This window comes from Variovorax glacialis, from assembly GCF_051216375.1.
Classification (GTDB): Bacteria; Pseudomonadota; Gammaproteobacteria; order Burkholderiales; family Burkholderiaceae_C; genus Variovorax.
Map to the genome: position 1 here is coordinate 21,442 of NZ_JBPJZT010000005.1, position 25,245 is coordinate 46,686.

34 protein-coding genes, 1 tRNA gene and 1 pseudogene are annotated in these 25,245 nt (G+C 63.3%); 16 read left to right on the forward strand and 20 right to left on the reverse strand.

Annotation, left to right across the window (positions count from 1 at the left end; genetic code table 11):
* Window positions 1-12: 12 nt before the first annotated feature.
* From ACSFBL_RS14670 to ACSFBL_RS14740, 15 genes are all read right to left on the reverse strand, one after another.
* On the reverse strand, window positions 13-1,167 hold the full coding sequence (locus ACSFBL_RS14670; RefSeq protein WP_435516523.1) for a major capsid protein: 1,155 nt from the start codon (window positions 1,165-1,167) through the stop codon (window positions 13-15).
* 11 nt (window positions 1,168-1,178) lie between these two features.
* Window positions 1,179-1,919, reverse strand: a complete 741-nt coding sequence (locus ACSFBL_RS14675; protein ID WP_435516524.1) for a hypothetical protein — start codon at window positions 1,917-1,919, stop codon at window positions 1,179-1,181.
* The gene (locus tag ACSFBL_RS14680; protein WP_435516525.1) at window positions 1,873-2,217 is read right to left on the reverse strand and encodes a Bbp19 family protein; all 345 of its coding nucleotides are present in this window, start codon (window positions 2,215-2,217) and stop codon (window positions 1,873-1,875) included. Before ACSFBL_RS14680 ends, ACSFBL_RS14675 begins: the two co-directional genes overlap by 47 nt.
* 197 nt (window positions 2,218-2,414) lie before the next feature.
* The gene (gene gp10 / locus ACSFBL_RS14685) at window positions 2,415-2,723 is read right to left on the reverse strand and encodes a capsid staple protein (protein WP_435516526.1); all 309 of its coding nucleotides are present in this window, start codon (window positions 2,721-2,723) and stop codon (window positions 2,415-2,417) included.
* Window positions 2,720-4,441, reverse strand: coding sequence for a portal protein (locus tag ACSFBL_RS14690; protein WP_435516527.1), 1,722 nt, complete (start codon window positions 4,439-4,441; stop codon window positions 2,720-2,722). Before ACSFBL_RS14690 ends, gp10 begins: the two co-directional genes overlap by 4 nt.
* Window positions 4,442-4,444: 3 nt before the next feature.
* A complete protein-coding gene (locus ACSFBL_RS14695; protein ID WP_435516528.1) occupies window positions 4,445-4,789 on the reverse strand; it encodes a hypothetical protein in 345 nt (114 codons plus the stop codon).
* A gap of 71 nt (window positions 4,790-4,860) precedes the next feature.
* A complete protein-coding gene (locus ACSFBL_RS14700) occupies window positions 4,861-6,315 on the reverse strand; it encodes a terminase (protein WP_435516529.1) in 1,455 nt (484 codons plus the stop codon).
* Between the two features lie 128 nt (window positions 6,316-6,443).
* Window positions 6,444-6,704, reverse strand: coding sequence for a hypothetical protein (locus tag ACSFBL_RS14705; protein ID WP_435516530.1), 261 nt, complete (start codon window positions 6,702-6,704; stop codon window positions 6,444-6,446).
* Complete coding sequence (locus ACSFBL_RS14710; protein WP_435516531.1) at window positions 6,704-7,108, reverse strand: terminase small subunit; 405 nt, start codon at window positions 7,106-7,108, stop codon at window positions 6,704-6,706. Before ACSFBL_RS14710 ends, ACSFBL_RS14705 begins: the two co-directional genes overlap by 1 nt.
* Window positions 7,101-7,388, reverse strand: a complete 288-nt coding sequence (locus ACSFBL_RS14715) for a hypothetical protein (RefSeq protein ID WP_435516532.1) — start codon at window positions 7,386-7,388, stop codon at window positions 7,101-7,103. Before ACSFBL_RS14715 ends, ACSFBL_RS14710 begins: the two co-directional genes overlap by 8 nt.
* Window positions 7,385-7,597, reverse strand: coding sequence for a hypothetical protein (locus tag ACSFBL_RS14720; protein ID WP_435516533.1), 213 nt, complete (start codon window positions 7,595-7,597; stop codon window positions 7,385-7,387). The genes ACSFBL_RS14715 and ACSFBL_RS14720 overlap by 4 nt, the downstream gene beginning before the upstream one ends.
* Window positions 7,594-8,016, reverse strand: coding sequence for a hypothetical protein (locus ACSFBL_RS14725; protein WP_435516534.1), 423 nt, complete (start codon window positions 8,014-8,016; stop codon window positions 7,594-7,596). Before ACSFBL_RS14725 ends, ACSFBL_RS14720 begins: the two co-directional genes overlap by 4 nt.
* Window positions 8,017-8,266: 250 nt before the next feature.
* A complete protein-coding gene (locus tag ACSFBL_RS14730; protein WP_435516535.1) occupies window positions 8,267-10,183 on the reverse strand; it encodes an AAA family ATPase in 1,917 nt (638 codons plus the stop codon).
* A 27-nt stretch (window positions 10,184-10,210) separates the two neighbouring features.
* Entirely contained in the window at window positions 10,211-10,576 is a 366-nt protein-coding gene (locus ACSFBL_RS14735) for a hypothetical protein (RefSeq protein ID WP_435516536.1), read from the reverse strand.
* Window positions 10,577-10,701: 125 nt separating this feature from the next.
* Window positions 10,702-10,953: a helix-turn-helix domain-containing protein gene (locus ACSFBL_RS14740; RefSeq protein ID WP_435516537.1), complete on the reverse strand. Its 252-nt coding sequence runs from the start codon at window positions 10,951-10,953 to the stop codon at window positions 10,702-10,704.
* 71 nt (window positions 10,954-11,024) lie between these two features.
* On the opposite strand from ACSFBL_RS14740, the gene ACSFBL_RS14745 reads away from it, so the two are divergent.
* From ACSFBL_RS14745 to ACSFBL_RS14820, 16 genes and pseudogenes are all read left to right on the forward strand, one after another.
* Window positions 11,025-11,867 (forward strand): S24 family peptidase, encoded by an 843-nt coding sequence (locus tag ACSFBL_RS14745; protein ID WP_435516538.1) that lies wholly within the window; start codon window positions 11,025-11,027, stop codon window positions 11,865-11,867.
* A gap of 1 nt (window position 11,868) precedes the next feature.
* On the forward strand, window positions 11,869-12,120 hold the full coding sequence (locus ACSFBL_RS14750; RefSeq protein WP_435516539.1) for a hypothetical protein: 252 nt from the start codon (window positions 11,869-11,871) through the stop codon (window positions 12,118-12,120).
* Entirely contained in the window at window positions 12,117-12,326 is a 210-nt protein-coding gene (locus ACSFBL_RS14755) for a hypothetical protein (RefSeq protein ID WP_435516540.1), read from the forward strand. The genes ACSFBL_RS14750 and ACSFBL_RS14755 overlap by 4 nt, the downstream gene beginning before the upstream one ends.
* A 146-nt stretch (window positions 12,327-12,472) precedes the next feature.
* The gene (locus ACSFBL_RS14760) at window positions 12,473-12,784 is read left to right on the forward strand and encodes a hypothetical protein (RefSeq protein ID WP_435516541.1); all 312 of its coding nucleotides are present in this window, start codon (window positions 12,473-12,475) and stop codon (window positions 12,782-12,784) included.
* Complete coding sequence (locus ACSFBL_RS14765; RefSeq protein WP_435516542.1) at window positions 12,781-13,161, forward strand: DUF7173 family protein; 381 nt, start codon at window positions 12,781-12,783, stop codon at window positions 13,159-13,161. Before ACSFBL_RS14760 ends, ACSFBL_RS14765 begins: the two co-directional genes overlap by 4 nt.
* Window position 13,162: 1 nt before the next feature.
* Entirely contained in the window at window positions 13,163-13,873 is a 711-nt protein-coding gene (locus tag ACSFBL_RS14770) for an ATP-binding protein (RefSeq protein ID WP_435516543.1), read from the forward strand.
* A 10-nt stretch (window positions 13,874-13,883) separates the two neighbouring features.
* Window positions 13,884-14,390 carry a DUF669 domain-containing protein gene (locus ACSFBL_RS14775; RefSeq protein WP_435516544.1) on the forward strand — a complete coding sequence of 169 codons (507 nt, stop codon included), beginning with the start codon at window positions 13,884-13,886 and terminating at the stop codon, window positions 14,388-14,390.
* A gap of 1 nt (window position 14,391) precedes the next feature.
* The gene (locus ACSFBL_RS14780; protein WP_435516545.1) at window positions 14,392-15,459 is read left to right on the forward strand and encodes a PDDEXK family nuclease; all 1,068 of its coding nucleotides are present in this window, start codon (window positions 14,392-14,394) and stop codon (window positions 15,457-15,459) included.
* Window positions 15,456-17,186, forward strand: coding sequence for a DEAD/DEAH box helicase (locus ACSFBL_RS14785; RefSeq protein WP_435516546.1), 1,731 nt, complete (start codon window positions 15,456-15,458; stop codon window positions 17,184-17,186). Before ACSFBL_RS14780 ends, ACSFBL_RS14785 begins: the two co-directional genes overlap by 4 nt.
* Window positions 17,187-17,260: 74 nt before the next feature.
* Window positions 17,261-17,488: a hypothetical protein gene (locus tag ACSFBL_RS14790; RefSeq protein ID WP_435516547.1), complete on the forward strand. Its 228-nt coding sequence runs from the start codon at window positions 17,261-17,263 to the stop codon at window positions 17,486-17,488.
* A gap of 10 nt (window positions 17,489-17,498) precedes the next feature.
* Window positions 17,499-19,076 carry a hypothetical protein gene (locus tag ACSFBL_RS14795; protein ID WP_435516548.1) on the forward strand — a complete coding sequence of 526 codons (1,578 nt, stop codon included), beginning with the start codon at window positions 17,499-17,501 and terminating at the stop codon, window positions 19,074-19,076.
* Window positions 19,077-19,129: 53 nt separating this feature from the next.
* The gene (locus ACSFBL_RS14800) at window positions 19,130-19,276 is read left to right on the forward strand and encodes a hypothetical protein (protein WP_435516549.1); all 147 of its coding nucleotides are present in this window, start codon (window positions 19,130-19,132) and stop codon (window positions 19,274-19,276) included.
* Entirely contained in the window at window positions 19,273-19,659 is a 387-nt protein-coding gene (locus ACSFBL_RS14805; protein ID WP_435516550.1) for a DUF551 domain-containing protein, read from the forward strand. The genes ACSFBL_RS14800 and ACSFBL_RS14805 overlap by 4 nt, the downstream gene beginning before the upstream one ends.
* Complete coding sequence (locus tag ACSFBL_RS14810) at window positions 19,652-20,428, forward strand: phosphoadenosine phosphosulfate reductase domain-containing protein (RefSeq protein ID WP_435516551.1); 777 nt, start codon at window positions 19,652-19,654, stop codon at window positions 20,426-20,428. The genes ACSFBL_RS14805 and ACSFBL_RS14810 overlap by 8 nt, the downstream gene beginning before the upstream one ends.
* A gap of 88 nt (window positions 20,429-20,516) precedes the next feature.
* Window positions 20,517-20,564 (forward strand): annotated as a pseudogene (locus ACSFBL_RS14815) (hypothetical protein); the annotation flags it as partial.
* A 56-nt stretch (window positions 20,565-20,620) separates the two neighbouring features.
* A complete protein-coding gene (locus tag ACSFBL_RS14820; protein WP_435516552.1) occupies window positions 20,621-21,613 on the forward strand; it encodes a tyrosine-type recombinase/integrase in 993 nt (330 codons plus the stop codon).
* Between the two features lie 64 nt (window positions 21,614-21,677).
* Here ACSFBL_RS14820 and ACSFBL_RS14825 read toward each other — a convergent pair.
* The 5 genes from ACSFBL_RS14825 to tolB all read right to left on the reverse strand — a co-directional run bounded on the left by ACSFBL_RS14825 (window position 21,678) and on the right by tolB (window position 25,240).
* A tRNA-Lys gene (locus ACSFBL_RS14825) sits at window positions 21,678-21,753 on the reverse strand.
* A 57-nt stretch (window positions 21,754-21,810) separates the two neighbouring features.
* Window positions 21,811-22,623: a tRNA threonylcarbamoyladenosine dehydratase gene (locus tag ACSFBL_RS14830; RefSeq protein ID WP_435516553.1), complete on the reverse strand. Its 813-nt coding sequence runs from the start codon at window positions 22,621-22,623 to the stop codon at window positions 21,811-21,813.
* 16 nt (window positions 22,624-22,639) lie between these two features.
* Window positions 22,640-23,389 (reverse strand): tol-pal system protein YbgF, encoded by a 750-nt coding sequence (ybgF, locus tag ACSFBL_RS14835; protein WP_435516554.1) that lies wholly within the window; start codon window positions 23,387-23,389, stop codon window positions 22,640-22,642.
* A gap of 2 nt (window positions 23,390-23,391) precedes the next feature.
* Window positions 23,392-23,904: a peptidoglycan-associated lipoprotein Pal gene (pal, locus tag ACSFBL_RS14840; RefSeq protein ID WP_435516555.1), complete on the reverse strand. Its 513-nt coding sequence runs from the start codon at window positions 23,902-23,904 to the stop codon at window positions 23,392-23,394.
* 19 nt (window positions 23,905-23,923) lie between these two features.
* Window positions 23,924-25,240, reverse strand: a complete 1,317-nt coding sequence (gene tolB, locus ACSFBL_RS14845; protein WP_435516556.1) for a Tol-Pal system beta propeller repeat protein TolB — start codon at window positions 25,238-25,240, stop codon at window positions 23,924-23,926.
* Window positions 25,241-25,245: the final 5 nt, after the last annotated feature.

Below are 25,245 nucleotides of genomic sequence, written 5' to 3' on the forward strand. Positions count from 1 at the left end.
TGGGCCGGTCGATCAGACGACGCGGGTTTCGGTCGAGAGGAGCCGGTCGACGGTGCGGACCGGAACGCCCAGGAAGGTCGTCGTGCCGTTGCCCAGGTGACCCGGGGCGACGGAGCCGAACTGCTGGAGTGCGGGCTGGATGGCCAGCGCGGCGTTGGACTTGTCCAGTGCGGCGATCGCAAGGAATTCCTTGATCGAGCGGTTCGCATAGAACACCGGCTTGCCCATGCCCATCATGGGGATGCGGGCCATCGCACGGACCAGCAGCTTCATGACAGCGGTGGCAGCGGTCGGCGCTTGCGTGCCGGTCTGCGCGACCAGGTCGGCCATGTTGATGTTGGCGATGCGCACAACATAGCGCCAATCCTTCACGTGCAGGCCCGGCGTCCACTTCCACCAGTCGGCGTAGGCACGATAGCGGTTGTTGTTCGCGTCGAACGCGTCGATCTCGCCCAGGTCCTTGTGCATGAGGCCGGCCTGCGAACCCTTCGGGAAGATGCCCGTGACGGTTTCCGAGCCCCACACCACCAGCCAGATCGAGCTGTTGTTCGAGCCCGTGCCGCCAGCGTCGATGATGTTGCCGCCGTTCGGTGCGGTCAGGCTCGAGTAGCGAGGCGTCAGGCCGGTGATGCGCTCCGGGTTCACCGACTGGTCGCCGTAGATCAGCGAGTCGCAGAAGGTCTGGTTCATGCCTTCGATGAAGGCCTGGGCTTCCGAGAGACGGAACGCAGCGGTGTTGCCGTTCAGGTCAGCCAGGGCGACGTCGACTTCCGAGCGCGTTTCCAGCATGCCAACCGTGTCGTCGACCTGTGCACGCACAGACTTGCTGGCCGGAACGCCTTGGTACAGCTTGCGCCAGATGGCAGTCGGCAAACCGGTGCGAACCGAAGCGCGATGGCCGGTAGGCAGGTTGCCCTCGATCCACTGCATGTCGGTCAGGATCTCGTTCGACTGGCTGAGCAGCTCGGCGACCTTCGCGACGCGGCCATCGGGGTCGATGGAGTTCGCGAAGTCCACCAAAGTCACAGCGCCGGCCTTGGAGGGCAGCGTCGCGCCGATGAAGGCGAGCGACGCCGCCACATCGGCATGACCCGTGTGGAAGAGCGCGACCGCCACGATGGCGAGAAGCACCATCTGGAAGGTGCGGGAGAGAAGAATCGATTTCATGGTGAAGTTCCTCATTTCGATTGGGGGGTTCCGTAAAGCACGCTGGCCGCGTCCTTGGACGCGCTGGAGGCGCGACCGGGGATGAAGCCGTCCTGGCTGATTGCCTGTCCCGCCTTGAAGAGCAGGCGAATCACTTCGGGGTGATTGCCGAGCCGCGACTCCTTGAGGAGCGTCTTCAGTTCAGGACTGCCGAAGGTGTCGAGAGCCTTCTTTGCGACTGCCACGTTCTCGTCGAACTTCGCGCCGCCGATTTCGGTATCGGCCTTCGCGGTGCTCGCCCATTCCTGGGCGGTCTTGTCGACCTGGGTCTGCAATGCACTGGTGAACGCCTCTGCGTTGCCGGTCTGCAGCTTGGCCTGCATGTCCACCAGCTTCTGCGCAGCTTCCTGCGTGAGGTTCAGTTCCTTGGCGAGCGACTTGAACTCGCCGAGCTGTGCATCGTCGACCTTGAACGATTCCGGCAGCGTGAACGCCGCGTACTCATCGGGCGCGCCCTTGACTTCGTCCTTCTTTGCGGTGTCGTCCTTTCCATCCTTGGGCTTGTCGCCCTCGGCGTCGGTAGGCTTCGTCGCGTCGTCGGCGGTCGTGGGTGCGTCGTCGAGCAGCGTGCTCGGTGCTGCTGGTGCGGCAGCGGGTGCAGTTGCTGCGGCAGGAGCCGACGCGGCCGCGGGCGCGCTTGCGGGCGCTGCCGTGGTCAGGACGGTGTCACTTGCTGCTGGCGCTGCCGGTGCTGCTGCTGTTGCGTCGCTCATGGCTCTTTGCTTCCTTCTGCATTTCAGTGAAGCGGCCCGGGCAGTGCTGCATGACTTGGCTCGTCAGCATCAGGGCCACTGAGCGCCGACCTTCGTTGAAGGCCGTCTGGTCGAAAGAACCAGGCACGTAGCTTTGCCGATAGACACCAAACTCACTCAACTGACGCCACATGAAGCGGCGTCCGCGCGGATCGCTCATCAGCCAGAGCAGTTCGTCGATCGCGTCACGAGCTTCGCGTTCAGAGGCTTTCGCCTTCTCTTCACGAGTCGCCTGTTGATCTGGTCCCACCGCTGACATGGCGGCGAATTTAGGAGGGGGCGCGTGTGTGATGTACCCCTGATGCCGTTCCCGTCTTTCCGCTTCCGTTGTTGCCGGCTTCCAGCGGTTTGCGCATGCCCACCTCGGAAGACTGTCCTCCGGGCCAAGGTGGGTTAGCGAGAGCGAGCGTGTTAGCCAGGTGGCGGACCCGGCCCGAAAGGTAGGAAGCCCCCGAGTTATCCGTAGAGGACGGAGGCCGCATCAGGCCCGCCACCCTTCAATTCCATGTCTGTGATCTGCATGTCGCAGCGCATCTCCTTGTCGCCGTCCTGCTGCTGGTTCACGCCGGTGGAGGTGACTACCACCTTGGCAGTCAGGGTCAACTCGGTGCCGACGGCTGGAGGCTCGGGGAAGCCCAGCTTCTTGAGCAAGCTGTCGTCCAGGCACAGCATGGTGCCGTAGCTGTACATCGGGGCATTGCCTTCCGACGGAGCACAGGAGGTGTATTCCTTCGCCTCCTCCTTGGACATCTTGGTGCTGATCATGCGGGTGCTCCTGCGAAGCCCTGCACCACGTTGGTCAGAGCGTTGTCGGTTCCCATGTCGGCCTGCGACAGGGTCTTGGCGGTGTTCGCGGCCTGCTCGGCTGCCTGCGCCTTGGCTTGGGCCTGCTGCGCCTGAGCGCGTGCCTCGCGGATCTGCGCGACCTCATCGGCACCGCGTGCCTGCTCGGGCGAGATCCCGAGATAGCCCGCTGCGTCCTGGATCACCTTGTCCGTGTCGACGTTGTCCCAGACGCTCGGGTCCTGCTTCGCCGCAGCGATGGAGGCTGCTGCGCCGATCCAGCGATCGACACCGGCCATCGCGGTCGCGCGCTGAGCCGCGGCGAGCACGCTGACGAATTCGAGCTTCAGTTCCTGGCCAGCCAACTCTTCCGGAGGCGGCGGCAGGATGCCTGCCTCCATGGCGTAGGTGAAGGTCATGTCCACCAGCGGGGCGAGCAGCTCGTTCTGCTGGCGCTCAACGACCGGGCCGAGCATCAAGAGCTTCTCTTCGTGGCGCTCCTGCACCTCGCGCGCGGTGATCGGCGCGCCGCTGATCTGGTCCATGCTGAGGAACACGTCGGCGAAGAAGGCCGAGCGGATGAGCTGGCGCACGTCTTGGATGTCGAGCAGCAGGTGCTCCAGGTCCAGTTGCACCTCGAACGCGGAGCGCACACCTGCCGCCTGGCCGCCCATCGGGTCGTAGTACGTGACACCGCCCGGCAGGAAGTCGCTGTCCTGATTCTTCAGCGAAGTCGGCACCTGAAGCGGCGGGTTCGTCTGGAAGTCGATGCCCTGGAGCTTGCGCTTGTGCTCGAACTGCAGCTGCTTGATGCCGCCCAGTGCACGCATGCCCGGGCAGGTTGAGCCGTAGATGTCGTTGCCCGTGGTCTGCCAGCGGGGAGCGAGCACCGGAAAGCGCAGGTAGCCCGACTCGTTCAGGACCACGTTGCCCGCGCCACCATCCTCGACATAGACCGAGGCCCACGGCATGTTCTTGCGGTCGAGCTTGCGCGCGTCACGGTCAAGGCGCGGCTCGATCAGCTGCGTGAGCGGGATCCACGTGTCTTCCTCGTGGTTGTCCCAAAGGTTCTTGATCTGCGGCGAGGCGGTCGTCCAGTCCCACGTGCCAGATTTCTCGCGGCGTTCGCCGGTCGGGGCCACGAACTGCTTCACGATCTGCCCGACCGTGTACTGGAAGTGGCGGCTCAGCGTGTCGATCTCGTTCTTGTCGTTCGACGCCAGGCAGTATTCACCTATCGTCAGCGGGCTGTGGTGGATGACCTTGTCGAAGTCCGGCAGCACGATGCATGCCGACGTGCCGAACGCACCGAGCTCCTCGTACATCTGGTGCAGGGAGCGGTAGGTGTTCGACCGGGCGAAGATGGACAGGATCGTGCGGGTGACCGAATCGAGCCAGCGCGAGACGTTCGCGTTGTTCATCAGGTCGTCGTCCTGCGTCTCCAGGCGGACCCATGGCCTGGCCGGGCTGGTCATGCCGGACTGCATGCCGGCGCCGAGGATCGTCAGCGCACCGGTTGCGGTGTCGTCGAGGATGTCGTTGCGGCGCTCGCCCCTGTTCGTGTCGGTGACGAAGAAGCGGCCGGAGCGCGGGAGCAAGACCTCACTAATTTCGCGCCAGTGGTTGAACCAGGTGGAGCGCTCGGTCTCCATCGCCTTGACGCGGCGCAGGATTCGGTCGCGGGTGGTGATGTCTGCCATGCGCTATTGCCCGAGCAGGGTGCTGGTGCCGAGGTTCAGGCTGCCGGAATTCACGCCGCTTGAGCCCGTCAAGAGCGTGCTGTTGTTGCCGGAGAGTTGCCCTGCGGCCGCGGCGGCCATGGCGTTCTTGTTCTTGATCGCGTTGAGGTCGACGTCCTTCGCGGCCTGGGGCTTGTCGGCCTGGGTGAGCGGAGTGACCTGCGTGGTGCTTGTGGGCTGCTTGGGGGCGAGAGCCTTGGAAGCGGCTGCGCCAAGGGCTGCGGTTCCCACCGCTGTGATCGCTGCGGACGCTGCGGCGGCCGTCGAGGCCGACAGCCCGGCGCCAATGAGCGCAGTTTCGATCCCCATGGTTTACATCTCCGGCACTTGCAAGTGGCCGGATTGTGTTGAGCCGGGATCGGCTCATGTACCCCGATGGGTCAGCGGCTCGCGAGCGGGTTGTGGTCCCGGCGGTTGGACGGCGGTTTGTGCACACCCTTCGGGCTGACCGGGTAGGCGAACGACAGCGCGAGGCCATCGCCACGTCCAGGCGACGGCAGCCCGCGCGCCTTCATGTCCTTCTTCGACTCGAGTTGGATCTTGCCGTCGGCGCGGAAGACGAGCTCGGGACCGATCAAATCCTGGTAGAGCACGTCGTCCTTCGGATCGATCGCGCCACCGGCCTTGAGCCAGTCGCGGGCGCCCTTCCACATCTCGGCGCGCTTGTTCGCGCAGCCAGGGTCTGCCGACTCGCCGGCGAAGTAGACCAGCGTCCAGTTCCTGCCGAGCGTCTTGCCGGCCGAGTAGATGCCGGTGCCATAGCCGGCATCGATGAAGACAGCGTCCGCCTTGTGCTCGTCCTCCAGCCGGGCAAGCTGGGCCGCCACGGCCATGTCGTTGTCGTTCTTCGGCATGGTCTTCAGCACGTCAAAGCGCAGGCCCTGGCGCTTGTTGATCGTGAGCTCGTCGTCGCCCATCCATGCCGGGTCACACGTCAGGATCACGGGCGCGAACTTGTACTGGCTGTCATCGAGGTGCCGCGCGCGCGCCGCGTCGACGTCCTCCGTGCCGATGAACTGCATGGCGGACATGCTCGGGAACATGCCTCGGATGCGGACCTTGACGATGTCGCTGTCCTCGCCATAGGTCTCCACCATGGCGTTCAGTACGTCCTTGTTCGTGCCCTCCACCGTGCGGCTGTCGATCTGGCGGTGGTTCCACAGGTGGCGGAACTTGCGGAAGCATTCCCGGAAGCGGCCGGTGTTCCGGGTGGGGTTGCCGAACACCAGCCACAGGATTTCCGTGTCCTCGTCGGTCAGCACGCCCTCACCCACTTCCCAGACCTTATCGGCAATCGCAGACGCCTCGTCCATGATCATGATGATCCGGCTGCCCTTGTTGTGCAGGCCGGCGAAGGCCTCGGTGTTGTTCTCGCTCCACGGCGTGGCATCGAGGCGCCATGACTTCTCCGCATCCGGGTCGCCGTGATAGATCGCCGTGGCCGGCGTCTTCCACCAGTAGGCGTTCGCGGCCATGCGGAACCACTTGACGATCTCCGGCATCGTCTTGGTCTTGAGCTGGCCGTCGGTGTTGGCTGTGACAACCACGCGCGTGTTCGGGCAGGTCGACATGCCCCACTGGCTGATCATCGCGATGAGCGCGGACTTGCCGATGCCGTGGCCGGACGCGCGCGCAATGAGCATGGGCTTGTGACGCTTGGCCGGGTTAGCCAGGTGGGCGCCGATGTCCTTGAGCACGCTGCGCTGCCAATCCCGCGGCCCTTCATCCTTCTCCAGAGGCGTGCCGCGCTCGCCCCAGGGATAGGCGGCCAGCGTGTAGCCGAGCGGGTCGTGCTGGTAGGAAAGGGCAACGTCGATGTCGTCGTCGATGTTCATTCGCGCGGATGCTTAGGGTCGTCTTCGCGCGGCTCACGCCCGCAGAACCAGATCCCCAGGACAAGGAGAACGACGCCCAACGCGTACAAAAGGAAGTCGACCATGCATAACTATTGCACGGGCCAGCATCACTGAACCACCTGCTGATCGTCAGGCCCAGCCACCTTCTGCAATTGGTACATGGCCAGCACGACCTCCGCCTCCTGCTCGTAGAGGGCTAGCCATTCGGCGAGCCCCTCACTGGCGATGCGCACCATCATCTGCGCTTCGGGCGGGAAGTCGGCGACGGCGGCGCGCAGTTCGGCCAGCTTGGCCTTGGCTCGCTGCTGAGGCGTCAGCGGCTGGAGGGTCAGGACGTGCGCACCGAGCGCGGTGGGGTTGAGTTTCATCAGGAACCTTTCCTCTGCCGCATCCGCTCGGCCATTCCGAGGATGGTGGCTTCGATTTCGATCTTGTCCTTGAGAAACCCAAGGAGCTTCGCCTTTCCGAGTGTTGCTGCGGTGGCTGCTGCAGATTGCGGAACGAGCGCTTTGAGCGCCACGCCGCGGTTCTCGTCCAGTTCGGCGACGAGATCGTCGACGGTGAGCGCATGCCGCTTTCTGGCTTCGGCTTGAAGCTGGGCCACCCTTAACGCAACGTTAGGGTCAGCCAGCAGCTTCGAGGCGCTCACGACGATGCTCGTAGGCTTCGTACCAGGCCGCACGCTGAACGCGCGCCGATAGGCTTCAGCGCCGATGCCAGTCTCGACAAATGCCTGAGCGAACTTTTCACGCTTCGGGGTGAGTTCAGGCACCGCACACCTCCAGCACCACCCGCACCGGCGCCATGCCACGCGTGCGGCCTCGGCAGATAGAGCGGACGGTCATCTTTGAAATCTCGAATTTCTCGGCGAGCCAACCGTAGGTTTTGCCCTCCTCGCGGAGTTCGAGGAGGAGGCTCACCTCATGATCGGTGAGCACGGCCTTGTGATGTGTCTCACCGATGCGGCGGCCGGATTCACCGAACTGGAGCAGGCGGCGCCGGCCCAGCCGGGCCTCGACGCGGAGCTTTGCGGACAGGACAACGGAGTTCAAGAACGCTCCGTGTACCCGAAGGGCTCGTAGCCCAGGCGCTTCGCAGCGATCACCGAGGCCGGCACCGGCAGGCTTTGGAGCTCGATCACCGGCCAGGAGGCGTCGCGCTCTTTGCGGCACTGCTCGCAGAGCATCGGCCCGCCGCACTGGGCCTTCGTGCCATCGGGCCTCGGGATGATGTGGCCGTGTTGGGGTCCTGATGTCGTCATGCTGCTTCTCCTTGCGCCGTCATGGCGACTTCCACCGCGTAGTACTTCGTTGGTCCGCGGCGCTGCTCGTAGTCCCATGTGACGCGGCTGTCTCGATCATCCAGACCAAGCCAGTCGGCCACGCCGTCGCGCACCGCTTTGAGTGCTCCTCGCAAGTTGTCATCGTCCAGGGGGCGCGGCGCAATGCGAGTGAGCAAGATCGTGCACGGCAAGACCGGTGCAGTCTTTGTCGACTGCAGAGAAACGCCTGTCGCCCAGCGGTGTTCACGTGTTCGCTCGGCGCGCCTGCGCCAGTGCTCGCGTTTATTCAAAACAGACTCCGTTCTAATTTCAATCGTGGTTTTCAAAGTTTTCCTCCAGCGATCAGGAAACATGCCGTCCAGTGCTGTCCTTCCGGAGTTCCATAGCACCAGCGGCACGCTTCAATTCGTCTCAAGCCGTCCGACGCAGCGCGCTTTGCTTCCAATTCAATTAGCCGCTTTCTAGTAGCGGACAGTTGGCCGGAAGTCGACGGGTCCCCGGACAGGGGGACGGCGGAGCCGGACACCGGACATGTCCGGGGGTCCTTACGCGCGCGAGGCGTCCGGGGGTCATGTCCGGGGTAAATGTCCGGGTTGAGGTCATTTGTCCGGGGCAGACCGGACATGACCCCGGACATCGTCATTTCTGTCATTCCGTCTCCTTTGCGACTTCTGACACCAAAAACAGATGGCCGCCAGCGCCTTCGCCGATGACGTTCGTTTTAATTGCTTCTTCCAATGCGCGCTTAAATGCTTTGCGCTTGGTATCCGAATTAGCGTCGCCCATTTCGCGATAAAACTCTTTGCGGACAATTTCCTTATCCGCGAATTCGCGCACTGCGCGAACGAGTCGAGCGAAGTGACTGTCAGCGCGTTGCTCCACGGCTTTGAGCAGGGTGTCGCCGCTGGTGTCGGCGTGCGTCGCGACCAGGCTGGTGATGAGCTCGTTGTCCTCGTCGTGGCCGAGTTGCTCGATGTCGAGCATGAACGGCATCAGGTCGAGCTTGTCGCCCTCCTTCTGCTTCTGGCACTCCATGGTCGCCAGCATGGCCGTGGGGTCGCGGAAGACGCCGAAGAGGTAGTCGACGTTGGCCAGGATGGCGCTGGCGCCGCGGGGCCGCTCCGTGGCGCTATGGCCGCTGTGGTGGACGACGAGAGCGCCGCACTGCAGCGGGTCCATGATCGACAGCTTGATGCTGCGAAAGAACGCAGCGATCTCGTCGTTGCTGTTCTCGTTGCCGTGGAAGGTCTGGGACAGCGTGTCGATCACCACCAAGGCGGGCCCAGGGCAAACGCGTTCGATGCTGGCGCGCAGGGCTTCGACGCTCTTGGGATCGTTCATAACGATCGGGCGGTCGCAGACGAAGAAGCTCTCGTGCGGGAATGCGACACCACGCCGCTTGTGCCAGGCGCTGACGCGGCGCCACAGGCCCGTTCCGCCCTCGGCGGCCACATAGACGACCTTGCCCTGCCTGGTCTTCTTGCCGAGCCACGGCTGGCCATGTGCGATGTGCAGGCAAAGGTCCAATGCGATGAACGACTTGAAGGTGCCGGACGCGCCGAAGATCATGCCGAGAGCGTTCTGCTCGATGGCGTGCTTTACCTGCCAGCGGACAGCGGCTGCGCGCGCCTCGAGTTGCGTTAGCGTCTTGACGATCTCTTCGTCGCCGGAGAGAACCGCCGGGGGTAGCAACGTGATGGTGCCGACGTTGCGCCACCCTTCCCTTTGGGCCATGGCGAAGATCGTGTTGAGGGTGGTGCCGCTGAGACCACGCCGCTTGAAACTCAACCAGACCCGGGACTGGTCCTGCGCGTCAAACTTCGGGCTGGTGGCCGACCAGTCGGACCACGCACGAAAGCCTTCCGCATCGGGCCGCTCGTTGTGGATGGCCATGCCAACTTGCAGCCACGTTTCGCGCTCGTTTGCCGGGATGGCCGGCAGCGCGGCCAGGCAGTCGAGCCAGCGCGGCGTCGGCGCCATCGGCGAGTCGGTGACCGGGACAGCCGGGACGGGTGTCCGGCTCATGTCCCGAATCCATCCGGGCAGCGTCGACGGGATGCAGCCGTCGAGCGGGTTGCAGCTCGCTTCCCACTCGTAGGTCTTGCCGTTCGGGTGGATGGACGGCTCGGCGCAGATGTAGCCGTCTGCCTTCAAGTCGATGCCGCGGCCAAGGGTGCCGGGCAGGCTTTCGACGAGTTGGCTGGAGAACACCATGTGCCACCCGCCGTCGCCAGTGATCTGGAGAACGTCGGATTCCAGCTTGCCGTGCACGGCCTGCAGGTCGTCCAGGGTAGTAAACCCGTCGTGGCGCAGATCGACGTCGACGGCGACAAGGCCGGATGCCTTGAGGGCGATGCCGATGCCTGCATTGGGTTCGCCAGACCACCATGCCTCGATCGTCTCGGGATCGCGAGTGGCATTGTGGAACCCGTTGGGAACCAGTCTTGAGAAAGGCTGCTTTCCACCGGGCACGAGGGGCAGGACATGCCAGCCGAGCCGCGCATACGCAAGCGCGTGCGCCTTCATGCTCTGGCGCTGGTTGATGGGGGTCACCGAAGCGGACATTCGTTCCTTACCGTGCGACCTGCAGAATCACATCTGCTCCCTGAGCACACGGCGGAGCGCGATCACCTCTTCGCGCAGCATCCGGTTCTCGCGCTCGGTCTCGGTCTCCAGCTTGCGAACGCTGTTCAGATCGAAGCCGCGTTGATGGAGCATCCAAAGGACCGGCGTGTCGTTGCCGCAGTAGTCCATCAGGGCTTCGAACTTGGGCCAGACGACGCCCTCGCCGCCAGACAGCCAGCGCGAGAGCTGGGCCTTGTCGAGCTTCAGGTCGCCGGTCACTTCCTTGGGGTCCTTGCCGCCAATCTCCATGCAGAGCTCGATCGCGGCGCCGAGAGATCGCTTGCGCAGGATCTCCGGACGGGGCGGGTCTACTGGGAAAGCCATCTGATTCATTGGTAGCTCCTCACAAGGTTTCGAAGGGGTTTCTCAACTGCAGACATCTTTGTTGTGCGCTGTTGTGTGGCTCAAATGGGCCAAAAAAAGGGACGATGCGTGCCATGCACACATCGCCCACTTACTCAGGCAGCTTTAGCTTCCGGCTCGGCCTGCATGCGCAGAACATCCCATGCGACGTCAGGTCGCAAAGACTCGCAACTCACCGCGCCCTGCGTCACGCGTTCGATGACCGGACACTGCTCGGCCGGAACTTGGCGAACACCAGAGACCCATTGGTTCACCGCTGCTGGCGTCACGTTGAGTTCGCGCGCGAGGGCTGCTTGGCTCCCAAGCCGCTGGCAAGCGCGAAGGATGGCGTTTGGTTCGATGCTCATGACTGGAAATATAGCATCGCTATGGATTCATCGCAAGCAGAGCTATGTTGCGGTGGATTTAGCATCGCTATATGAACAACATCGAGTTGAGAGACGAGGCGCACGCTCTTATGCAACGGTTCATCGGGATCAACCGTTCAAGGTTTGCCAGGGATCACGACATCCCTGGCGGCGCGAACATGATCTATCAGCACATCAATGCGCTTCGGCCCATTTCCTTCGAAGCCGCGGCCGCCTATGCGAAGGCGTTTGGCGTGCCGATAGGCGACATTTCAGCCCGCTTCAACTCGAGTGACCTAGCGCTTCAGGCCGGTCGGACCAAGTACGAGTTCGGGGACACGGCATTTGGCATCGACATCGCCGATGGCTTGCAAACCGCGCAAAGGTATGTCCCCGTCGTCGGAACGGCGCGCCTAGGGGACGATGGTCACTACTACGAATTGGAGTATCCGGTGGGGCACGGCGACGGCTTTCTTAAATACCCAAGCAACGACAAGAACGCCTACGCAGTCCGCTGCCGAGGCGAGTCGATGTCCCCGCGCATCCGGCACGGCGAGTTCGCCATCATCGAACCGAATCACGTGGTGGTGCCAGGCGATGAGGTTCTCGTAAAGTCGCAAGACGGTCGAGTGATGATCAAGGTGCTTGCCTATGCTCGGGATGGGCTGGTGCACCTGGACTCAATAAACAACAACCATCAGATCTTCCCGAGGATCTCGCTTGCGGAAGAGGATATTGCGGCTATGCACTACGTCGCCGCGACCGCGAAGAGCGCTTTGTGGTTCGAGGCCACGGACCAGCGCGACGAACCAGCACAGGACCAAATCAAGAGCGCGCGGAGTTCGTCGGCGCAGAAAAAGCCGTTCCACCCTGGCGCTCCAGTACCTGAACAAAAGAAGCGTAAGGAGAACTGAGATGCCTTACCGTCTGATCCCCGACAACATCAGCCACGACGTGATAGAGGCTCTGGAGACGTTGCTTGCGCTTGCCAAGCAGGGGGAAGTGACGGGAATCGCCTTCGCATGCACACTCAAGAAGATGCGGTACATCACGAACGTCGCCGGGCACTGTTATCACAACCCAACGTTCGCCCGAGGCATGGTCGCGTTCTTGTCTGATCAACTCGCCGGCTTGGTGCACGGGCGCGATCCGGAGGAGACCAGATGAAAGTTCTGTATTGGATGAGCGCTGTGGTCTGGGGGACCATCGGACTGCTGTTCGGCGCCGGGCCGATGTTCTTTGGTGCGCAACATTTCGATAAGCCCGGGGGCCTGCTCGCGCTCCTGGTGGGCGCAAGCATCGCCGGCTGCGCCTACTTGCTTCATCGGCTAACTCGCTCGGTGTTGAACCGGCCGAAGAAGCAGACAACCTAATCCGCTTCCACCCACCACATGCCCGCTAGCAGCGGGCTTTTTTTGGCCTGGCCCCAAAAAAAAGATAGCGGTGCTATTGCGCCTGCTTGATAGCACTGCTATATTTCTCTCAAGCGCTGCACTTCTGCGGCGCAAGGAGATTGGAAGTGACCGAAGCCCAGCGCCGCGCGAGCATCACCCGCCACGCGCCGTTCCTGACGCCAACGGAGCGGCAGCAGTTCATGCCAACAACGGATGAGCTGATCGCGACCGAGCGCACGAACGCAATCGCCAAGGACTACGGCTCTCCCGTCCTCTCGACGATCACTGTCTACCTGATCGCCCTGCTTGTCTGCGTGCTCGTCGGTGCCTCCTGGCTGCTCGACGGGCCCAGCGAAACCGACGCGGCCGCCTCGGTCGCACTTGATCTCAACGACGCAATTGCCGACGCCCGCGCGGCGCGAAAGGACCTCCCGTGAGCCCTGACATCCAGTCCCTGATTGACGCCCTCCGCGTCGCCAAGTCCGCCGAATCCGAGGCCAAGGACAACCGCCTGGCGATCGAAGAGCAAATCCTTGCGCTATTCCCCACGCCAGATGGCGGCGAAGGCACCGAGAAGGAAGGCGATCTGTCGATCGCCTGGAAGTTGACCCGCAAGGTCGACACCGACCCGCTGCAGGACGCATGGGTCGAGCTCACTCCCAACACGCAGAAGGTTTTCCGCTGGAAAGCCGATGTCGACCTCAAGCAGCTGCGGGCGCTGCAGGAGTTGGATGCCACGGCCTACACCGCCGCGTCCAAGTTCATCACCACCACGCCCGCCAAACCATCACTCACCTTGAAAGAGAGCGCCTGACATGGCCGTAACACTTAAATCGACACGCGATGCCGCGACTTCGCAGGGCATCAAGCTCCTCGTGCACGGCCCTGCCGGCGCGGGCAAGACTCGCCTCGCGGCTACTGCGCCGGGCAAGGCAATCATCATCAGCGCGGAGGCCGGCCTGCTCAGTCTGCGTGACGTGGACATCGCTGTCATCGAGGTCACCAGCATTGGTGATGTGCACGAGGCATACGCTTTCCTGCAGAGTGATGAGGGGAAGGTGTACGACTGGGTGTGCATCGACTCCATCAGCGAGATCGCCGAGGTCGTCCTCAATACCGAAAAGAAGGCGACCAAGGACCCGCGCCAAGCCTACGGCGCCCTCGCCGAGCAGATGACCGACCTGGTGCGCGCGTTCCGCGACTTGCCCGGACGCAACGTCCTGATGACGGCCAAGCAGGAGCGCATCAAGGACGAGCAGACCGGCGCCGTGCTGTATGGGCCGAGTGCGCCAGGCCAGCGCATGTCCCAAGCCCTCCCCTACTTTTTCGACGAAGTGTTCGCACTGCGCGTTGAGAAGGACGCCGAAGGCAACACGACCCGTTGGCTTCAAACCGGCCGCGACTTCACGCACGAAGCGAAGGACCGCAGCGGGGCACTCGAGATGTTCGAGCTGCCCGACCTCGCCGCCATCGCCCAAAAGATCACCAAACCCGTCGCCGCTGCGGTCCCAGCGGACGTTTCTTAAGGAGCCATCCATGGCCTTGCTGCAATTCAACGCCGCTCAAGTCGAGCCGCAAAAAACCAACTTTGATCCGCTGCCGCCCGGCAACTACGTCGCTCAGGTGATCGAGAGCGATCTCAAGCCGCTGGCAAGCGGCAAGGGCGATGCGCTGAACCTCACTCTCCAGATCCTGGAAGGACAGTACATCAACCGCAAGGTGTGGGCGCGGCTGAACATCCGCCACGAAAACGCGCAGGCGCAACAAATCGCCCAGTCGCAACTCTCCGCGCTGTGTCACGCCGTCGGGGTGATCAACCTCAATGACAGCGCGCAGCTGCACGGCAAGCCAGTCCGCATCCGTGTCAAGCTGCGCCCGGCCGAAGGCCAGTATGCGGCGTCCAACGACGTGAACGGCTTCGAGGCTGTCGCCGGCGGTGCTATCCCGCTCGCAGCGGCGCCGGGTCGCCCCTCGTTCGCCGCGCCGGCAGCGGCTCCCGCAGCCGCTGCGCCCGTCGCTCCCTGGGCTCGCAAGGCTGCCTGAGATGGTCGCTATCGCCTCGCTCACCAACACCACGGCCAACGTCGTGATGGACGCGATCGAGCGTGCCCAGGACAGCGGCCACCGGCCGCACCTGGGGGCGAGCCTGATCGGCCACTCGTGCGAGCGTCACCTGTGGCTCGCTTTTCGGTGGGCGAAGGCGCAGCGCTTCGAAGGACGGATGCTGCGCCTGTTCGAGATCGGCCGTCGCGCGGAACTTCGGTTCGTGGAAGAACTGCGCGCCGCCGGCATCCTGGTGCACGACGTCGACGAGCGCGGTAGTCAATTCCGCGTGAGCGACGAGGACTGCGGCCACCACTTCGGCGGCAGCATGGACGGCGCAGCGCAAGGCCTGCCTGAAGCACCGAAAGCATGGCACGTCTGCGAATTCAAGACGCACAACGACAAGTCCTTCCGAGATCTCAGGGCGAAGGGCGTGCAGAAGGCGAAGCCTATGCACTATGCCCAGATGCAGGTCTACATGGGCCTGACTGGCATGGATCGCGCTCTGTACTACGCCGAGAACAAGAACGACGCAGCGCTGCATGTCGAGCGTGTGCATTTCGACAAGGCAGAGTTCGAACGGCTGCGCGCCCGCGCGCTGCGCGTGATCAAGGCAGCCGAGCCGCCCATCCGTATCAGCAACGATCCGGCCTGGTTCGAATGCAAGTTCTGTCACTTCCACCAGCTTTGCCACGGCACCGAGGCGCCCGAAGTGAGTTGCCGGACCTGCGCTCACAGCACCGCTGAGGTGGACGGCAATGGTCGATGGACCTGCGCCCGACACGAGGCCGACATCGACGTTCCTCGCCAGCGCGCAGCATGCAGCGACCACCGGGTGATCCCCATCCTGCTGGAGCGCATCGGAACCGTTGTCGATGCAACGGATGAAGCTGTGACGTACCGCATGGCCGATGGCCAGACCTTCGTCAATGGCGACCCCGAGAAAAACGTGGCGCACCTGAGCAGCGAGGAGATCCATGCGGCCGAAGACAAACGCGCCCTTGCCATTGGCGGCGATACCGCGATCGAAGTGCTGCGCGCGACTTGGGGCGCAAGGGTGGTTGCATGAACTTGCGGCCGTACCAATCCCGCGTCCTGGAAGACCTGTGGTCATGGTTCACCACGCATGAGCACGGCGACCCGATAGTGGAAGCCAGCGTCGGAGCCGGGAAGTCCGTGATGATCGCGGCACTCTGCCAGCGCGCGCTTTCGGAGTTCCCCGGCACACGCATCGTCATGGCGGTGCACGTCAAGGAACTGCTCGAGCAGAACTACGCGAAGCTGCGGGCCGTCTGGCCGGAAGCCAATGCCGGCATGTACAGCGCGGCCGTCGGCCAGCGCCAAGTGCGCGACATCACCTTTTGCACCATCCAGACGGTGCACAGCAAGGCAGTCGAGTTCGGCCGCGTCGACCTGCTCCTGGTTGATGAGTGCCACCTGATCAGCCCGAATGCCGCGAGCATGTACCAGCGGTTCATCGCTGCTCTGCGTGTGGCCAATCCCGGAATGCGCGTGATCGGATGGACCGGCACGGCTTTCCGTGGCGATGGCGTTTGGCTGACTCATCACGGCATGTTCAGCCACGTTGCTGCGCGCGTGACCATGCGCGAGCTGCTCGACGCTGGCTTCCTGTCTCCGCTGCGAAGTGTGGCCACCGGCGCCACAATCAGCGCAGAGGGCGTCACCGTGCGGCAGGGCGACTATGCCGTCGACGAGTTGGAGGCGGTCGCAGACCAGCAGGAGCTCGTACAGGCAGCATGCGCCGAGATCGTGCGCCTCGGGGCCGACCGCAAGAAGTGGATGGTGTTCGCAGTCAGTGTGCGGCATGCCTTGCATCTGCTCGCCGGCATCCGCGCCCTGGGCATTACCGCCGCGATGGTCACCGGCGAGACCGCGAGGGCCGACCGCGAGGCGTACATCCGGCAGTTCCACGCCGGCCGCATCCGCTGCCTCGTGAACGTCGCCGTCTTGACCACTGGTTTCGACGTTCCCGAAGTGGATCTGATCGCGCTGCTTCGCCCGACGAAGAGTCCGGTGCTCTATGTGCAGATCGCTGGTCGCGGCATGCGCATCGCGGAAGGCAAGACCGATTGCCTATGGCTGGACTTCACCTCCACCACGCGAGAGCAGGGGCCCGTCGATCAGATCAAAGGCCGCATCCCGGCTCCGAAGAAGCGCTCCGGCGGCAAGGCGACGGCGCCTGTAAAGCTGTGCCCGGAGTGCGGCAATCCGAGCGGCGTGCTGGCGCTCGTCTGCGGTGAGTGCGGGTTCGAGTATCCAGAAGACCTGAAGCATGGTGCCGCATCCAGCGGCGCCCACGTGCTGGCCGTTGACCAGGCACGTAGCTACGACATCACGCGTGTTGAGTACGCGCGCCACAGCAAGCCAGGGAAGCCGCAAAGCCTGCGCGCCGACTACTACGCCGGGATGCTGCAGGTCGCCAGTGAATGGGTGTGCCTGGAGCACGAGGGCTATGCGCGCGAAAAGGCGGGAACCTGGTGGGTACAGCGCGCCGACCGCCCTATCCCTTCAACCGTCGACGAAGCGCTCGCGCGCCTTGAAGAAATCGTCGACCCCATCCGAATCAGCACCCGCCAGGCCGGGAAGTACACCGAGGTAGTTCGACATGAATTTGATCCAACTGAACGCTACGCGCGCTGCGCTGCGGCAGGAGTTGCAGTCGCTGGACAACATCAAACAGGCGTGCACCAGCTGCAAGAACTACCTCGCCCCGCGCTGCACTCTGGCGAACGAGCCGCCTCCACCTCAATGGGTCTCCGGGCCGGTGGAGTGTGAGTCCTGGGAGTACGACGGAATCCCGTTTTGACCCCCACCAAATGGGTGGAGAACAGAAGTAAAGGAAATTTGTGATGAACGAACAAGAGAAGCTGGTCGTTTTGCGCATCGGCGGCAAATACAACTGGCGCAACCAACCCGAGCGACTGGCGTACATGGGCGTCCGGCGATACCCCGGCGACCGCCGCACTTGGCATCAGTTCGAGAAGGTGGACGCCCCTGGAATCGTCTGGAGCGAAGTCCTCGACAGCGACCTGCCGCAATTCGAGGAAACCGAGCCTGCCGCCACCCATCAGGAATAGGAAAGCAGACATGAAAACAGAACGTGAAGCGTTTGAGGCGCATTTCGTCAGCAAGTTCGGCGGCTACAAGCCGTTGACTTGGCTAGAAGCTGAAGGAGGCCCATATGACGTGCCGGAAGGCATGCAGGACCACTACTACGTGCGCACCACGCAGCAAGCATGGGAAGCATGGCAAGCTCGCGCCGAACTCGCAAGTCTCTACGACCGTACCGGCGACATCAAGGACATCAACACGATGCTCGTTCCTCGCGCCGCCCTTTCCGAGCAGACCCCTCTCATCAGCCGCAGAGAAGCCGCAGAGATTGCCTACGACGCTGCAATCAGGTACGCAAACGGCCAGGTGATCGACTGGGGAGCGGAGTTCTCGACCCAGCAGGGGGAGGCGCTGACGGCTGTCATGAGCTTGGAAACCGATGCCCGAATGGCAAATGCCGCGATCGACAGGGAATCGGCCTACCGCTGTGGTTTCAACGAAGCAAAGCTTGCTGCTATTGCCGCCCTCTCCGCCCAGCAGGCCGGCACGGGGGAGCCGAGCTACACCGGAGGCGTTCTGCCGCTGCCCAAACCGGCTATCAACATCTCTGCCGGAAAGTGGGAAGTGATCGCGGATTGCCGCTACTTCACCGCCGACCAGATGCACGAATACGCGGCCCGCTGCATGCTGCACGCGATTCCAGCCCCCAAGGCAGCACCGGCAGCAGTGAGCGGCCTTGAGGCGGCGTATCGGGATTGGCGCTGGATGTCTTGCACCAACTCGCAGTGGGCCGCCTTCAAAGCTGGCGCGGAGTTCGCCCTTTCGTCCCCCCCTTCCGTGGGGGAGCCGAGCACCGATGGCGCGAAGCCTGCGGGGAAGGTGCTGACTGATGAGCACATCGAGGGCCTCTTCTACCCGATGGGCACCGCGAGCGAAGCCCAGTTGCTAATCGCTCGGGGCGTCGGTAGAGCCATCGAAGCAGCAGCCCTCGCCGCTGCCCCTGATAGCCGGTCTGAGGCGGAATTGCTGCGCCGTGGCGTGTCCAACTCGCAAGGCATGTGGCGTTCGTGCTCAGGCTGTCACGAGTCGAATGAAGGTCATCCGACTGGTCCTCACAGCACGATCTTCGGTTGCGCAATGGGCAATGGGTGCAACGAATGCGGAGGAATCGGTGTCGTCTGGACCTCGGACGATGAGTTTCAGGCCATGGCCGACTTTCTCAATGGGGACGAGAGCGCTGCCCCTGATAGCCAAGGGGCACCGAAGCCCGTGGCGTTGACGGATGAGCAAATCGCGCACCTATGGGCGTTTGAATGGAAAGGCGACAGGGTCGCATTCATCCGTGCCACCGAAGCCGCTCATGGCATCGTCGATTGCGGTGAATACGGACACGACAAGGGCGTTTGCGGCAATGCCCGGTGCTGCCCCTCATCCGGTGCGCAAGCAGCAGGGCAGGCGATAAGAGCGGATCAGATGATGGCGAACTGCCCGAAGTGCGGCATTCGTCGGGCGGCGTTCAGTGCCGGCCCTCACTGCATGCAGGCGGGATGCCCCTCGACGTGTGCTTACGCTACGTCGGCTCAGCCGGCAGCAGGGCAGGAGGATGCATCGTGAGAGTTGCACACGTAGTTTGCTGGCGCTATGGCGACGGCAGCGGAGGCGGAGCCGTGAGCGTCCACTACAGTGAGGAAGGCGCAAAGAAGATGCTGGACATACTGAACGCACAGGACGGCCTGCGCCAGTACTTCATTGACAAGGTGCCAACCGACGAGCCAAACGTCGAGGCTCAGTCTCCAGCATCGGGGGCAGCATGACCCGAGACGAAATCATCGCGCTTGCGCAGAAGTGTGGAGCCTATGTCGGTCAAGGCGTGAGTTTCTACACGCACCAATTCGAAGCCTTCGCCGCCGCTATCTCCGCCCGAGCCAGCGAGGCAGAGGATGCGTGGATCACGGTTGGCGGTGATCGCTTCCCAGAGCCAGATGTTCCAGTGCTCGCCACGAACGGGCGAACCATCGGCGTCTATGCCTTCCAAAACGACGGCGACGGATGGGCATGGGCGCAGCAGAAATGGTGCTGGAACCTTGCCGATCCTGACGGCCTTGAATGGGACGACGACTACGAAATCACCCACTGGCGACCGCTCCCCAAGCCTCCCACAGGGGACGCTGGTAGCAGGGGGGAGACGAATGGCTGATCCGTTCAAGATTGATGGTCAAGCCTGCATCAGCTTCTCGGGAGGCAGGACCAGCGCTTACATGCTCTGGCGCATCCTCCAAGCGCACGGCGGAAAACTCCCAGCCGAGGCCGTAGTCGCCTTCGCCAACACCGGCAAGGAAGACCCGCGCACCTTGGATTTCGTCCAGAAGTGCAGCGATGCATGGGGCGTAGCCATCTGGTGGGTCGAGTACTCCGACAACGAGGTTAGTTTCAGGAACGTAGAGCGCGAGTACGCCAGCGAGAACGGAGAGCCTTTCTCGGCGCTCATCGCCAAGAAGAAATACCTGCCGAACGCTGTTACGCGGTTCTGCACTAGCGATCTGAAGATCAAGCCGATCAACGCCATGCTGAAGCATTGGGGTTGGGGCGAGTACGACATGATCGTCGGCATCCGAGCAGATGAGCCCCGCCGCGTCGCAAAGATGCCGCACCTGCACAAGCCGCTCGCCATCGCTGGCGTCAGCAAGCAGGACGTTCTAGCCTTCTGGAAAGCACAGCCGTTCGACCTGATGGCAGAAGACGGCAACTGTGACCTGTGCTTCAACAAGGGATTGCACCAGATCATGAGTTCTGTCCGCAAGCGCCCGGAGAAAGCGATCTGGTGGGCGCGCGAGGAAAAGAACGTGGGCGCGACCTTCGCGAAGGACAGGCCCAGCTATGAGCAGATGTACCAAAACGCGCTCGCTCAAACCGACGCCTTTGGCTACGAAAACGAGGAGGCCATCGCATGTTTCTGCGGCGACTGACCACCCCCATCGCACTACGGAGTATGAGATGAGCCAGATGCTCACCGCGGCAGAAGCTGGGGCACGCCTCGGCATCTCCGCCCGCACCATGTACGCGATTGCCAAAGCCGGCAAGATCGCCTGCCACCGTCTTGGCGTCGGCAACGGCGCTGTACGATTCGATCCCTCTGACATTGAGGCATACAAAACATCATGCCGATCACCCGCCACCACTCCGGACGTTGGCTCTTCCAATTTGACCGCGTCATCCCCGGAGCCGGGCGGCAGCGCGCTAACCGCGTACTTCCGAAAGGCTGGTCGCGGGCAGAAGCGAACGCCTACGACCAGAAGGAAAGCGCCCGACTCTACGCGCTTGCAACTGGTGTCAAGCAGCAGCGCCACCTGATCGAGGATGCCGTTTTGGTCTACCTCCAGCAGCACGCCGTGACCCTCAAGAACCACGCGGACATCATGTCTGCGCTGGAGATCCTCCAGCCGTTCTACTTGGGCAAGGCCATGGACCAACTGGCTGACGTGGCCGACGCCTACCGGGATAAGGCGATCGGTGAGAATGGCCAGCCCCTGAAGCCGGCGACGATCAAGAATCGGCTGGCGTACCTGCGGGCAGCTTGCCGGTGGGCATGGAAGAACAAGAAGATGGGCCAGCACGACCCCGCCGAGCGGATGATCCTGCCGAAGGTGAACAACGCCCGGCACATCTACCTCAGCCGCGAGCAGGCGCTACGTGTCTTCCGGACCATGGGCCTGTGCTGGTCGCGGGATGCCGCTCGCGTGGCGTTCTACACCGGCTGGCGGATCAGCGAGGTTCTGGCCGCTACGCCGGTCGAGTCGCATCGAGGGTTGGCCCTGTCCATCCCGGACACGAAGAACAGCCTCCCCCGGATGGTGCCGGTGCATCGGAAGGTCGAGCACCTGGTGCGCCGCCATTGGCCGCCACAGGTCACCAAGTGGACTGTGAGCAAGGAACTGAAGAAGGCGCTCGTAGCGCAAGGGCTAGGGCATGCGCGCCTGCATGACCTACGGCACTCGGCGGCGTCAGAGATGATCAACGCGGATGTGGACCTGTACACCGTGGGTGCCGTCTTGGGCCACAAGAGCCAAGTGAGCACCGCTCGCTATGCGCACCTTGCTCAGGACAAGCTGCGCCGTGCGGTGGACCAGATCGGAAATCGAAAAGCGGGGTAAGCTATGGCGAAATCTCCCAACCTCACCACTCTCGACATGAGGCTAGAACTGCCTCTTTTACCTATGGTAGGACGTACTGGATTCGAACCAGTGACCAACGGATTAAAAGTCCGCTGCTCTACCAACTGAGCTAACGTCCCGGTACCAATCTTTCTCGACTCGATCTTCACCGGCGTCGAATCCGGCAAAGCCTGAAATTATAGCGTGCCGGCTCGGGCAATCCTGTCCAGCACCCACCCCGCGGCACATTGACCGAAGGTCGCCGTCACGCTCACCACCGACCCGTAACCGTGGCAGTTGAGCGAGCCGTCACCCTCCAATGCGCAGGAGGCATCGGGCGGAGCAACGCTCTCGCGGCTGAAGACGCAAGTCACGCCGATCATGCGCCCCTCGCGTGGAGCACGGTGCTCCTTGCGCAGGCGCTGACGAAGCTGCGCGAGCAGGGGATCGTGCGTGACCAGTGCAAGGTCGTCGATATCGACCTTGTGCGCCAGGCGCTTGCCGCCTGCCGCGCCGACCGTGATGAACCCTGTGCCTGCCTCGCGGGCCCATGCGGCCATGGCGACCTTGGCCTTCACCTGGTCGCATGCATCGATCACCGCGGCAGCCGGCCCGTTCGTCGACTGTGCGGTGGCGAGCAGTTGCGACCAGTTGCCCGGCTCCACGAACTCGTCGAGCGCGAGCACCTTGCAGGCGGGATTGATCTGCGCGACGCGCTCACGCATCGCTTCGACCTTCGCCTGCCCTACGGTCGCATCGAGCGCGTGGATCTGCCGGTTGATGTTGGATTCGGCGATGTGGTCGAGATCGATCAGCGTCAACCGCCCTACTCCACTGCGCGCCAATGCCTCGACGGCCCACGAGCCCACCCCGCCGATGCCGGCGACCAGCACGTGTGCGTTGCGAATCGCGGACGCACCACTGACGCCGTAGAGACGCTCGAGGCCGCCGAACCGGCGGGCCAGGTCGGCATCCACCGAATCGGCGACGGAGGAAGCGGTATTCGACAAGTTGCGAACCGAAAAATCAGCGAAGTCGCGAGAGGCGCTCGCGCCCCGCCTGCGCAGCCTCGGACTGCGGATAGGCTTTCGTCAGGTCTTCGAGCGTGCGTCGCGCTGCCTTCGTGTCCTTCAGTTCGATCTGGCAATTCGCAATGGACAACACGGCTTCGGGTGCCTTCGCATGATCAGGCGCCAGCGAAAGCATGGACCTGAAGTTCGCGATGGCCTCGTTGTAGTTGCGCGTCGCGTACTGCGCATTGCCGAGCCAGAACAGCGCTGACGCGTTGTAGCCGCTCTGCGGATAGCGCTTCACGAATTCGGCGAACGCAGTCTGCGCCTGCGCGAACTGGCCGGCCCTGAAGATCCCGAGTGCCGCATCGAAGTCGGCCTTCTCCTTTGGATCGGCATTGAACTCGCGACCATCGACCGCAACCTTGGACGGCTCGTTCTTCTTGAGCCGATCGTCGACTTCGGTCTGACGCTGCTGCATCTCCGTGACGGTGCGCGTGAGCTGCTCGTTCTGGCCGGTCAGTCGCGCGACATCACCACGCATTTGCTCGATCTGGTTCTGCAGATCGAGCAGGCTGCGTCGCAACTGCGCGTTCTCGTCGTTCTGGCGCTGCTCGCCCTGGAGACGCATGGCCTCGACACGCTGACGCAGGTCGAGGATGGCGCGGCGGGCTTCGTCGTCCTCGAACAACGCGGCCTGGGCGCCCAGAGAGGCGCACAGCAAAGCGGCTGCGAGGGCGGCCCCTCGCAAGGAAACACCGCGCATCATCAACGGTAGGTGATTTCGGCGCGGCGGTTTTGCGCCCAGACGTCTTCACCCGAACCTTGCGCAGCGGGCTTTTCCTTGCCGAAGCTCACCGCTTCGATCTGGACGTCGGTCACGCCCAGGAGCACGAGCGACTTGCGCACGGCTTCGGAGCGCTTCTGGCCCAGCGCGAGGTTGTACTCGCGACCGCCGCGCTCGTCGGTATGGCCTTCGATCGAGATGCGGCGATTCGGGTTCGCCTTGAGGAAGCGCGCGTGACCGTCGATGAGCTGCTGGAACTCAGGCTTGACGGTGTAGCTGTCGAAGTCGAAATAGATGATTCGCGCCACGCCGACCGGGCCTTGCGCGGTCTGCGCATTCGGGTCGATGGTGACCGGCGCAACACCGCTGGTCGCTCCACCGGAGCCCTGGCCTGCGTTGCGGTCGACCACCGGCGTGTCGTTGAGCTTGGTACCCGACGAGCAACCTGCGATCAGCGCCACGATGGCGAGCGAATAAATCGTACGTTTCAACATTTCGAACTCCTCAAGTTAATCATTGCTTTTGAAACGGACCCCAGTCCGGTTCGCGTATGTCTCCAGCCTGTCCCGCCAGCCGAGCTTTTATTTTTCCGTCCAGCGTCGTCGTCATCAACGCTTCACGGCCTTGCAGCTTGGTGGCGTAGACGATCAACTTGCTGTTCGGGGCGAAACTGGGACGTTCATCGGCTGTAGTGTCGGTGATTGCCTGCGCGTTGCCGGTCGCCAGTTCCATCACATGGAGTTTGAACCCGCCTCCCACGCGCGAGATGTAGGCCAACCACCGGCCATCGCCGCTGATTGCCGGAGAGATGTTGTAGGTGCCGTTGAAGGTCACGCGCGTCGGGTTGCCGCCGCTGGCGCCCATCTTGTAGATCTGCGGCGCGCCGCCGCGGTCACTCACGAAGTAGATCGAGCTGCCATCCGGCGAGTACACCTGATCGGTGTCGATGAAGCTGCTCTGCGTCAGGCGTCGCGGCTCGCCGCCGCTCGCCGGGATCGTGAAGATCTGCGACCCGCCATCGCGACTGAGCGTGACGGCCAGCGTGGAGCCATCGGGCGACCAGGCTGGCGCGCTGTTGTTGCCCTTGAAGTTGGCGACCAGGCGCCGCTGGCCGCTGGCCACGTTGTGCACGTACACGACGGGCTTGCGCGCCTCGAAGGAAACGTAGGCGAGCTGCTGGCCGTTCGGCGACCAGCGCGGGGAAATGATCGGCTCCGGACTGGCGAGTGCGGCCTGGGCGTTTTCGCCGTCCGCGTCGGCGACCCAGAGCGTGTGGCGAGTGCCGTTCTTGGTGATGTAGGCAATGCGGGTCGAGAAGATGCCCTTCTCGCCGGTCAGCTTTTCATAAACGTAGTCGGCGATGCGGTGCGAAGCGAGGCGCAGGTCGGCTTGCGGCACGGTGTAGCTCTGGCCACCGAGATCCTGGCCGCGCACCACGTCCCAGAGGCGGAAGCGCACGTCGTAACGGCCGTCGGCCAGCCGGGTGACGCTGCCGACGACGAGGGAGTCGGCGGTGCGCTGGCGCCAGAGGCTCAGGTCGGGGCGGGACGATTCGTCGAGCGACTGTCCGGAGGCGTCGACGCCGCGGAACTGGCCGCTGCGCTCGAGGTCGGCCTGCACGATCGTCGAGATCTTCTGCGGAGACCCATCCTCACCTTTGAACGGGGCCAACGCAATGGGCAGCTGCGTCAACCCGACGCCCGACACCTCGACCCGGAACTGGGCGAATGAAGGGAGCGCTGGGGAGACGGCAATGGCCGCAATCAAGGCGCGGCGAGCGAAGAACGATGAAGAAAGGGTTGGGGGAATATCTTGCAACAGCTTTTTCATGCAGT

Bases quoted from the DNA above. Each gene is read 5' to 3' on its own strand.
- ACSFBL_RS14745 (WP_435516538.1), top strand. From the start codon at position 11,025: ATGAACAACATCGAGTTGAGAGACGAGGCGCACGCTCTTATGCAACGG.
- ACSFBL_RS14755 (WP_435516540.1), top strand. From the start codon at position 12,117: ATGAAAGTTCTGTATTGGATGAGCGCTGTGGTCTGGGGGACCATCGGA.
- ACSFBL_RS14735 (WP_435516536.1), bottom strand. From the start codon at position 10,576: ATGAATCAGATGGCTTTCCCAGTAGACCCGCCCCGTCCGGAGATCCTG.
- ACSFBL_RS14700 (WP_435516529.1), bottom strand. From the start codon at position 6,315: ATGAACATCGACGACGACATCGACGTTGCCCTTTCCTACCAGCACGAC.
- ACSFBL_RS14810 (WP_435516551.1), top strand. From the start codon at position 19,652: ATGGCTGATCCGTTCAAGATTGATGGTCAAGCCTGCATCAGCTTCTCG.
- ybgF (WP_435516554.1), bottom strand. From the start codon at position 23,389: ATGCGCGGTGTTTCCTTGCGAGGGGCCGCCCTCGCAGCCGCTTTGCTG.
- gp10 (WP_435516526.1), bottom strand. From the start codon at position 2,723: ATGATCAGCACCAAGATGTCCAAGGAGGAGGCGAAGGAATACACCTCC.
- ACSFBL_RS14790 (WP_435516547.1), top strand. From the start codon at position 17,261: ATGAACGAACAAGAGAAGCTGGTCGTTTTGCGCATCGGCGGCAAATAC.
- ACSFBL_RS14820 (WP_435516552.1), top strand. From the start codon at position 20,621: ATGCCGATCACCCGCCACCACTCCGGACGTTGGCTCTTCCAATTTGAC.
- ACSFBL_RS14690 (WP_435516527.1), bottom strand. From the start codon at position 4,441: ATGGCAGACATCACCACCCGCGACCGAATCCTGCGCCGCGTCAAGGCG.
- ACSFBL_RS14780 (WP_435516545.1), top strand. From the start codon at position 14,392: ATGGTCGCTATCGCCTCGCTCACCAACACCACGGCCAACGTCGTGATG.
- ACSFBL_RS14775 (WP_435516544.1), top strand. From the start codon at position 13,884: ATGGCCTTGCTGCAATTCAACGCCGCTCAAGTCGAGCCGCAAAAAACC.
- ACSFBL_RS14770 (WP_435516543.1), top strand. From the start codon at position 13,163: ATGGCCGTAACACTTAAATCGACACGCGATGCCGCGACTTCGCAGGGC.
- ACSFBL_RS14680 (WP_435516525.1), bottom strand. From the start codon at position 2,217: ATGTCAGCGGTGGGACCAGATCAACAGGCGACTCGTGAAGAGAAGGCG.
- ACSFBL_RS14795 (WP_435516548.1), top strand. From the start codon at position 17,499: ATGAAAACAGAACGTGAAGCGTTTGAGGCGCATTTCGTCAGCAAGTTC.
- ACSFBL_RS14750 (WP_435516539.1), top strand. From the start codon at position 11,869: ATGCCTTACCGTCTGATCCCCGACAACATCAGCCACGACGTGATAGAG.
- ACSFBL_RS14670 (WP_435516523.1), bottom strand. From the start codon at position 1,167: ATGAAATCGATTCTTCTCTCCCGCACCTTCCAGATGGTGCTTCTCGCC.
- ACSFBL_RS14730 (WP_435516535.1), bottom strand. From the start codon at position 10,183: ATGTCCGCTTCGGTGACCCCCATCAACCAGCGCCAGAGCATGAAGGCG.
- tolB (WP_435516556.1), bottom strand. From the start codon at position 25,240: ATGAAAAAGCTGTTGCAAGATATTCCCCCAACCCTTTCTTCATCGTTC.
- ACSFBL_RS14675 (WP_435516524.1), bottom strand. From the start codon at position 1,919: ATGAGCGACGCAACAGCAGCAGCACCGGCAGCGCCAGCAGCAAGTGAC.
- pal (WP_435516555.1), bottom strand. From the start codon at position 23,904: ATGTTGAAACGTACGATTTATTCGCTCGCCATCGTGGCGCTGATCGCA.
- ACSFBL_RS14705 (WP_435516530.1), bottom strand. From the start codon at position 6,704: ATGAAACTCAACCCCACCGCGCTCGGTGCGCACGTCCTGACCCTCCAG.
- ACSFBL_RS14720 (WP_435516533.1), bottom strand. From the start codon at position 7,597: ATGACGACATCAGGACCCCAACACGGCCACATCATCCCGAGGCCCGAT.
- ACSFBL_RS14785 (WP_435516546.1), top strand. From the start codon at position 15,456: ATGAACTTGCGGCCGTACCAATCCCGCGTCCTGGAAGACCTGTGGTCA.
- ACSFBL_RS14740 (WP_435516537.1), bottom strand. From the start codon at position 10,953: ATGAGCATCGAACCAAACGCCATCCTTCGCGCTTGCCAGCGGCTTGGG.
- ACSFBL_RS14805 (WP_435516550.1), top strand. From the start codon at position 19,273: ATGACCCGAGACGAAATCATCGCGCTTGCGCAGAAGTGTGGAGCCTAT.
- ACSFBL_RS14695 (WP_435516528.1), bottom strand. From the start codon at position 4,789: ATGGGGATCGAAACTGCGCTCATTGGCGCCGGGCTGTCGGCCTCGACG.